Below are 8,941 nucleotides of genomic sequence, written 5' to 3'. Positions count from 1 at the left end.
TCCGGAAAAGCAAAAGCCCCCGGAAACCTGATGTTTCCGGGGGCTTTTGGTGCCCAGAAGAGGACTCGAACCTCCACGCCTTGCGGCACACGGACCTGAACCGTGCGCGTCTACCAATTCCGCCATCTGGGCAGGTGGTGAGCGGGGTCTCTAAAGGCAGTCTTGGGGGGCGTCAATGGGATTCGCGCAAAAAAGCAGCAAAGCCCCGAATTTGTGGCATGCGCTGATTTTCGTGTCTGCGGTGCCGGAAGCCGCAGTTCGGCTTGTCGCGCCGCGCGCGCTTGAGTATTCAGGCAGATGACGCGGTACGAAGGAGGCGGGAAGCCCATGGCGAAACTGGTCACGATCTATGGCGGCTCGGGCTTTGTCGGGCGACAGGTCGCGCGGCTGATGGCACGGAACGGCTGGCGGGTGCGGATTGCCGTGCGCCGCCCGGACGAGGCGCTGTTCACCCGAACCTATGGCGCGGTGGGGCAGATCATTCCGGTATTGTGCAATGTCCGGGACGAGGCATCTGTGCGCGCGGTGATGGCCGATGCGGATGCCGTCGTGAACTGCGTGAACATCACGGCGCGCAAGGGCAAAAGCACCTTTCAGAACGTGTTCGAGGAAGGCAGCGACCATATCGCGCGCATTTCCGCCGAACTGGGCGTCGCGCGAATCGTTCATCTGTCAGGGATCGGCGTCGATGCCGAATCGCCCAGCAAATATGTCGCGGCCAAGGCGCGCGGCGAGGCGGCGGTGCTGCGGCATCGCCCCGATGCGGTCATCCTGCGCCCCTCGGTGATTTTCGGGCAGGGCGACAGCCTTTATAACCGGCTGGCCAGCATGGCCCGCTTTGGGCTGGTCATGCCGCTGGCGGGTGCCAATACCCGGATGCAGCCGGTCTTTGTCGATGATGTCGCGCTGGCCGCCGTCAAGGGTGCCGAGGGCGGGATTGGCGGCGGCATCTATGAACTGGGCGGCCCCGAGGTCATGACCCTGCGCGAAATCGTCGCCCAGATGCTGATCGCGACCGATCGCCGCAGGCTGGTTCTGAACATGCCGTTCTGGATTGCGCGCATGGGTGCCGGTGCACTGAACCTGGCGCAATACGCGACGGGCGGGCTGTTCACGAACACGATCCTGAACTACGACCAGATCGAATTGCTGCGCCATGACAATGTCGTCGGCAAGGACAGCAAGGGCTTTGCGCAGATCGACATTCAGCCGACCGCACCCGAGGCCGTCATCAACGACTATCTTTGGCGCTTCCGCCCGTCGGGGCAATATCAGGCAATGAAAGAATCTGCCAAGGATCTGCGGACTCTTTAAGAATGACGACTGACACGATTATTTCGGCGGTTCTCGGCGTGATCGAGGGCCTGACCGAGTTCATTCCGGTCTCTTCAACCGCGCATGTGCTGCTGGCGGGGCATTTTCTGGGCTTCCAGTCGCCGGGCCACACATTCGAGGTGGTGATCCAGCTTGGTGCCGTGCTGGCGATTCTGGGGGTCTATTCGGCGCGGCTGTGGCAGATTTTTTCCTCGGCGCCGCATGACCCGCGCTCGCGCCGGTTCATCATGGCAGTATTGCTGGCCTTTCTGCCCTCTGTGATCATCGGCGTTCTGGCGCATGATTTCATCAAGCGCGTGCTGTTCGAAACCCCGGCCCTGATCGCGACCATGCTGATTCTGGGCGGGATCGTCATCCTGTTCGTGGACCGTTGGGCCAAAAACCCCGCCTATCATCGGGCCGAGGATTTTCCGCTGCCCATGGCCTTCAAGATCGGCGTGATCCAGTGCCTTGCCATGATCCCCGGAGTCTCGCGCTCGGGCGCGACCATCGTGGGGGCGCTGTTTTTGGGGGCAGACAAGCGGTCCGCTGCCGAATTTTCGTTCTTTCTGTCCATGCCGACCATGCTGGGCGCATTCACCTTTGACCTGTACAAGAACCGCAATATTCTGGACGCCTCGGCACTTGGCGACATTGCGGTCGGGTTCGTCTGCGCCTTTATCTCGGCGGTGATCGTGGTGCGCTGGCTGTTGGGTTACGTCTCGGAAAAGGGATATTCCCTGTTCGGATGGTGGCGAATCGTTGCCGGGGGGCTTGTTTTGCTGGCTCTGATGGCAGGTAGGTAAGTTATTATGACTTAATTTCGGCAAATCAGGCGGCTTTTTGTTGCCGTCGGCCTTAAAAACCCGCCTTTAGGTCAGTATTGCTGACTTTTCATTGCCGCCACCTTGGTTTATTGCGGCTTTGGGAGTTCCTGACAGGTGGAAGGTTGCGCAGCTATGGCCACGCAGAAAATGCTGAAATTCGTCTCTACCCCGCGGCAAATGCCGGAAAAACGCAGCGCGGCTGAGCGGAGCGAAGATTTCCGCGAGATTTATCAGGAATTTGCTGCGGCCCGTGCGGCTGAACAGGCAGGCCGGTGCAGCCAGTGCGGCGTGCCCTATTGCCAGTCACATTGCCCGCTGCACAACAACATCCCCGACTGGCTGCGCCTGACCGCCGAGGGGCGGCTGGAAGAGGCCTATCTTCTCAGCCAGTCCACCAACACCTTCACCGAAATCTGTGGCCGCATCTGCCCTCAGGACCGGCTGTGCGAAGGCAATTGCGTGATCGAACAATCGGGCCATGGCACCGTCACCATCGGCGCGGTCGAGAAATATCTGACCGATACGGCCTGGGAAAACGGCTGGGTCCGGCCCATTGCGCCACGGCAGGAACGGGCCGAAAGCGTCGGCATCATCGGCGCGGGGCCGGGCGGTCTGGCGGCGGCGGATTCGCTGCGGAGGCTGGGATTTCAGGTGACGGTCTATGACCGGCACGACCGTGCGGGCGGGCTGCTGACCTATGGCATTCCGGGCTTCAAGCTGGAAAAGGACGTGGTCCTGCGCCGCAACCGCCAGCTTGAGGAAGGCGGGGTCGAGTTCGTGCTGAACTGCAATATCGGCGAGGATATCAGCTTTGACGCCATTCGGGGCAAACATGACGCGGTGCTGATCGCAACCGGCGTCTACAAGACCCGCGATCTGGACATCGACAATGCCGATGCGGGCGGGGTCGTGCGGGCCATCGATTATCTGACGGCAAGCAACAAGGTCGATTTCGGCGACGATGTTCCCGATTTCGAGGATGGCGAACTGAACGCGCAGGGCAAGCGCGTGGTGGTCATCGGCGGCGGCGATACGGCCATGGATTGCGTGCGCACGGCCATCCGCCAGGGCGCGCAATCGGTGAAATGCCTCTATCGCCGCGACCGGGCGAACATGCCGGGATCGCAACGCGAAGTGCAGAATGCCGAAGAAGAAGGCGTCGAGTTCGTTTGGCTTTCTGCGCCGGGGGCCTTTGCCGGCCACATCACCGGCGTGGCCGCCGAGGCGCAGGAACGCGATGTTGACGGGCTGGGACAGATCGCCTCGGTCCGGGTGCAGAAGATGCGGCTTGGCGCGCCCGATGTCAGCGGTCGCCAAAGCCCCGAACTGATCGAGGGCGCGGATTACGACGAACCGGCCGAACTGGTCATCAAGGCGTTGGGCTTCGAACCCGAGGATCTGCCGAAACTGTGGGGCGTGGACGGGCTGGAAGTCACCCGCTGGGGCACGATCAAGGCCGATTTCAACACGCACCGGACCAGCCTGCCGGGCGTTTATGCGGTGGGCGACATCGTGCGCGGCGCAAGCCTTGTGGTCTGGGCAATTCGCGACGGGCGCGAGGCGGCCGAGGCGATTGCCGGGTTTCTGGCCGGCGATGCCCGCGTCGCCGCCGAATAGGGGACGCTGACCATGCAGACGGCGATCACAGGACAGACACAGGGCGGATACAGGCGACGCGGACCGGCCATTGCGTGCCCGGATCGTGTCCCGGAAAAAGCATCAGGGATGCTGACCATTTTGACGGTGGCCGCGTCCCTGATGCTGATCGCGACGGCGGGCCATGCGACGAATTTCAAGCCCCCGCAGGGATGCAGGCTAGAGGTGACGGCGCAAAATCGCGGCTGTTCGGTCGCGCAGTATTTCCGCTGCGATGCCGATCCGCAGGGCGACCAGCACAGCGCCGTGTTTACCCGCGAGGGGCTGACCTATCAGGCCCATATCGACGCCGAAACCCGATGGCTGAACAGCCGCGACCCGCAATCGGGGATCGAGGATCAACTGATCGAGGATTCGGCGGATCACGCCAGCTTCAGCACCCTGATTCAGTCCGGGCGCGACGATTTCGACTTTCTGACCGAATCGAATACCGGCGAAAGGCTGCGTCATGTCGGCTTTGACGAACTGACCGGCAACACGATGACCATCGACGGGGTCGAGCTTGAGGAAACCCGCTTTGATCTGCGGACCTATGACGAGAACGGACAGGAACTGATCCATCGCACCGGCCAGCAATATATCAGCCGCAGCATGGGCCGGTTCTATGGCGGGATCGAGGCGCAGACCGACTGGACCGGCGCCGATATCACGACAAACGACACGCCGGTGCTGTTCAGCTTTCCGGGCGAGGACGGCTTTGGCGAGACCGAGCCGAAATTCGACTGTGACGAGCTGTTGGCGCGGATCCGCCGCTTGCAGCAGGACCAGCCGGCATGATGCCCGCCGCGACCGGCCCCGGCAGCACCCGACAACCCGACCGTGACCCCGACAGCCCGGCCCGTCCGGGCACCGACGATTTTCCGCTGCCGCGCGCAGCGACGATGAAAAGGAGCAAGCCATGACTGCTTTTGACGAAAACTGGGTTACGGCCGAGGAAGCCCGCCGCAATTTCATGGCCGAGCACAGCCTGTACCGCACCGAGGACGAGCATTCGTCCTGCGGTGTGGGCTTTGTCGTCGATATTCGCGGCAAGCCCAGCCGCAAGGTCGTGCAGAACGGCATCGACGCACTGAAAGCGATCTGGCATCGCGGCGCTGTGGATGCCGATGGCAAGACCGGCGACGGTGCGGGCATCCACGTGCAGATCCCGGTGCCGTTCTTCTATGATCAGGTTCGCCGTACCGGGCATGAGCCCGACAAGGACAAGCTGATCGCCGTCGGGCAGGTGTTTCTGCCACGCACCAATTTCACCCAGCAGGAAACCTGCCGGACCATCGTGGAATCCGAAGTTCTGCGCATGGGCCATTACATCTATGGCTGGCGGCATGTGCCGGTGAACACCGCCGTTCTGGGCGACAAGGCCAATGCCACCCGCCCCGAGATCGAACAGATCCTGATCCGCTGTGAAAAGGAAATCGATCAGGTTCAGTTCGAGCGCGAATTGTATATCATCCGCCGCCGCATCGAAAAAGCGGCGATCGCGGCACAGATTACCCAGCTTTACTTTTGTTCGCTGTCCTGCCGGTCGATCATCTATAAGGGGATGATGCTGGCCGAGCAGGTGGCCGAGTTCTATCCCGACCTGAAGGATGAAAGGTTCGAAAGCGCCTTTGCGCTGTATCACCAGCGCTATTCGACCAACACCTTCCCGCAATGGTGGCTGGCCCAGCCGTTTCGCATGCTGGCCCATAACGGCGAGATCAACACGCTGAGGGGCAATCTCAACTGGCTGAAAAGCCATGAGATTCGCATGGCCAGCAACGCTTTTGGCGAAATGGCGGGCGATATAAAGCCGATCGTGCCGGGCGGATCTTCGGATTCCGCCGCGCTGGATGCGGTGTTCGAGGTGCTGGTCCGGTCAGGCCGCAGCGCACCGATGACCAAGACCATGCTGGTGCCGGAAAGCTGGTCCAAGGCGACGACGGACATGCCGAAGGCATGGGCCGACATGTATGCCTATTGCAACGCCGTGATGGAACCATGGGACGGCCCCGCCGCGCTGGCCATGACCGATGGCCGTTGGGTCTGTGGCGGGCTGGACCGTAACGGGCTGCGGCCGATGCGCTATGTCGTGACCGGCGACAACCTGCTGATCGCCGGATCCGAGGTCGGCATGGTGCCGGTCAATGAAAGCAATGTCCGCGAAAAGGGCGCGCTTGGGCCGGGCCAGATGATCGCCGTCGATATGTGGGACGGGAGGCTGTATCACGACACCGACATCAAGAACCGCCTTTCCGGCAGCCAGCCCTTTGGCGAGTGGATCGAAAAGGTTGTCGATCTGAACGACATGATGCGCGAATACCCGGAAACCGCGATCTATACCGGCGACGAATTGCGCCGCCGCCAGACCGCTGCGGGCTATACGCTGGAGGAACTGGAAAACGTGCTGTCGCCGATGGCCGAGGACGGAAAAGAGGCGCTGGCCTCGATGGGCGACGACACGCCGCCCGCCGTCCTGTCGCGGCAATACCGCCCGCTCAGCCATTTCTTCCGCCAGAACTTCAGCCAGGTGACGAATCCGCCCATCGACAGCCTGCGCGAAACGCGGGTCATGAGCCTCAAGACGCGCTTTGGCAACCTCAAGAACGTGCTGGACGAAAGCAGCGCGCAGGCCGAGATCCTGCTGCTGGAAAGCCCGTTCATCGCCAATTTCGAATTCGGCGAGCTGTGCAAGATGTTCGGCGAGGCCGTCACCCATATCGACTGTACCTTTGCCGATGGTGCGGGTCAGGACGCGCTGGCCGAGGCCCTGGCCCGGATCCGCGCCGAGGCCGAAGATGCCGTGCGCAGCGGCGCCGGGCATCTGGTGCTGACCGATGAACATCAGGGCCCCGACCGGATCGCCATGCCGATGATCCTGGCGACCAGCGCCATCCATTCCTGGCTGACCCGCAAGGGGCTGCGAACCTTCTGTTCCATCAACGTGCGCAGCGCCGCATGCATCGACCCGCATTATTTCGCGGTGCTGATCGGCTGCGGCGCGACCACGGTGAACCCCTATCTGGCACAGGACACGATCAACGACCGGATCGAACGCGGCTTGCTGACCGGCAGCCTGATCGAGAACATGCGCCGCTATCGCGATGCCATCGACGCGGGCCTGCTGAAGATCATGGCCAAGATGGGGATCTCGGTTCTGTCATCTTATCGTGGCGGCCTGAATTTCGAGGCGGTGGGCCTGTCCCGCGCCATGGTCGCAGAATATTTCCCCGGCATGCACAGCCGCATCAGCGGTATCGGCCTGCATGGCCTGCAGGACAAGCTTGACGATATTCACCAGAAGGGCTGGCACGCGGATAACGTGGAATTGCTGCCCGTGGGCGGGTTCTACAAGCTGCGCCGCAGCGGCGAAAAGCACGCATGGGAAGCCAATACCATGAAGCTGTTGCAGATCGCCTGCGACAAGGCGTCCTTCGACGTCTGGAAACAGTTCAGCGCGGCGATGCGGGCCAATCCACCGATCCATATCCGCGATTTGCTGGACATCAAGCCTCTGGGCAAGCCGGTGCCCATCGAAGAGGTCGAATCGATCACCTCGATCCGCAAGCGCTTTGTGACGCCGGGCATGAGCCTTGGTGCCCTGTCACCCGAGGCGCATATGACGCTGAACATCGCCATGAACCGCATCGGTGCGAAATCCGACAGCGGCGAGGGCGGCGAGGATCCGGCGCATTCCCATCCGCTGTCCAATGGTGACAATCCATGCGCCAAGATCAAGCAGGTGGCATCGGGGCGGTTCGGCGTGACAGCGGAATATCTGAACGCCTGCGAGGAACTGGAAATCAAGGTCGCGCAGGGTGCCAAGCCCGGCGAGGGCGGGCAATTGCCCGGCATGAAGGTCACGAAACTGATCGCACGGCTGCGCCACTCGACTCAGGGGGTGACGCTGATCAGCCCGCCACCGCATCACGATATCTACAGTATCGAGGATCTGGCGCAGTTGATCTATGACCTGAAACAGATCAACCCCCGCGCCAAGATCACCGTCAAGCTGGTCGCGTCATCCGGCGTCGGCACCATCGCGGCGGGCGTGGCCAAGGCCAAGGCCGATGTGATCCTGATTTCCGGCCATAACGGCGGAACCGGCGCGTCGCCGGCGACCAGTATCAAATTCGCTGGCCTGCCTTGGGAAATGGGCCTGACCGAGGCGCATCAGGTTCTGGCCATGAACAAGCTGCGCGACCGGGTGACGCTGCGCACCGATGGCGGCCTGCGCACCGGGCGCGACATCGTCATGGCGGCGATGATGGGCGCCGAGGAATACGGTATCGGCACCGCGGCGCTGATCGCCATGGGCTGCATCATGGTGCGTCAGTGCCAGTCGAACACCTGCCCGGTGGGTGTCTGCACGCAGGATGAAAAACTGCGCGCGATGTTCAACGGCAGCGCCGACAAGGTGGTGAACCTGATTACCTTCTATGCGACCGAGGTGCGCGAAGTGCTGGCCTCGATCGGGGCGCGGTCTTTGGACGAGGTGATCGGGCGGGCCGATCTGCTGACCCAGGTCAGCCGTGGCTCGGCGCATCTGGACGATCTCGATTTGAACCCGCTTCTGATCACCGTCGATGGTGCGGACAAGATCGTCTATGACCGCTCGAAGCCGCGCAATGCGGTGCTGGATACGCTGGATGCGGAAATCATCCGCGATGCCGAGCGCTTCTTCAGCGCCGGCGAGAAGATGCAGCTTCACTATGCGGTTCGCAACACGCTGCGCACCATTGGCACCCGCACGTCGAGCATGATAGTCCAGACTATCGGGATGAAGAACAAGCTTCAGCCCGATCCCCTGACGGTGCGCCTGACCGGCAGCGCCGGGCAGTCGCTGGGGGCCTTCGCCGCGCCGGGTCTGAAGATCGAGGTTTCGGGCGACGCGAATGACTATGTCGGCAAGGGCCTGTCGGGCGGCACCATCGTGGTGCGTCCGCCCATGGTCAGCCCGCTGGTCGCGGCGGATAACGTCATCATCGGCAATACCGTGCTTTACGGCGCGACTGACGGCTTCCTGTTCGCCGCCGGCCGCGCGGGGGAACGCTTCGCGGTCCGCAACTCGGGCGCGACGGTGGTGATCGAGGGCTGTGGCACCAATGGCTGCGAATACATGACCGGCGGTGTCGCCGTGATCCTGGGCCGGATCGGTGCCAATT

General features: G+C 62.4%; 5 protein-coding genes and 1 tRNA gene. 5 read left to right on the top strand and 1 reads right to left on the bottom strand.

Annotation, left to right across the window (positions count from 1 at the left end; all coding sequences use genetic code 11):
- Window positions 1–47: 47 nt before the first annotated feature.
- Window positions 48–132, bottom strand: a tRNA-Leu gene (locus ACK5L9_RS16280).
- 195 nt (window positions 133–327) lie between these two features.
- Here ACK5L9_RS16280 and ACK5L9_RS16275 point away from each other — a divergent pair.
- The 5 genes from ACK5L9_RS16275 to gltB form a co-directional block, all read left to right on the top strand.
- Window positions 328–1,314 carry a complex I NDUFA9 subunit family protein gene (locus ACK5L9_RS16275; RefSeq protein WP_416912513.1) on the top strand — a complete coding sequence of 329 codons (987 nt, stop codon included), beginning with the start codon at window positions 328–330 and terminating at the stop codon, window positions 1,312–1,314.
- A 2-nt stretch (window positions 1,315–1,316) separates the two neighbouring features.
- Window positions 1,317–2,120: an undecaprenyl-diphosphate phosphatase gene (locus ACK5L9_RS16270; RefSeq protein WP_416912512.1), complete on the top strand. Its 804-nt coding sequence runs from the start codon at window positions 1,317–1,319 to the stop codon at window positions 2,118–2,120.
- A gap of 153 nt (window positions 2,121–2,273) precedes the next feature.
- On the top strand, window positions 2,274–3,758 hold the full coding sequence (locus ACK5L9_RS16265; RefSeq protein WP_416912511.1) for an NAD(P)-dependent oxidoreductase: 1,485 nt from the start codon (window positions 2,274–2,276) through the stop codon (window positions 3,756–3,758).
- A 108-nt stretch (window positions 3,759–3,866) separates the two neighbouring features.
- Window positions 3,867–4,574 (top strand): hypothetical protein, encoded by a 708-nt coding sequence (locus ACK5L9_RS16260; RefSeq protein WP_416912510.1) that lies wholly within the window; start codon window positions 3,867–3,869, stop codon window positions 4,572–4,574.
- A 121-nt stretch (window positions 4,575–4,695) separates the two neighbouring features.
- On the top strand, window positions 4,696–8,941 hold a 4,246-nt coding region (gltB, locus tag ACK5L9_RS16255; protein WP_416912509.1), incomplete at its 3' end, for a glutamate synthase large subunit.

The sequence above is a fragment of the Paracoccus sp. (in: a-proteobacteria) genome, assembly GCF_047973135.1.
GTDB lineage: Bacteria > Pseudomonadota > Alphaproteobacteria > Rhodobacterales > Rhodobacteraceae > Paracoccus.
The sequence above is the reverse complement of the archived record's forward strand: the minus strand, read 5'-3'. Positions and strand labels throughout refer to the sequence as shown.

Coding starts and splice junctions, on each gene's coding strand:
- ACK5L9_RS16265 (WP_416912511.1), top strand. CDS start 2,274: ATGGCCACGCAGAAAATGCTGAAATTCGTCTCTACCCCGCGGCAAATG.
- ACK5L9_RS16275 (WP_416912513.1), top strand. CDS start 328: ATGGCGAAACTGGTCACGATCTATGGCGGCTCGGGCTTTGTCGGGCGA.
- ACK5L9_RS16260 (WP_416912510.1), top strand. CDS start 3,867: ATGCTGACCATTTTGACGGTGGCCGCGTCCCTGATGCTGATCGCGACG.
- ACK5L9_RS16270 (WP_416912512.1), top strand. CDS start 1,317: ATGACGACTGACACGATTATTTCGGCGGTTCTCGGCGTGATCGAGGGC.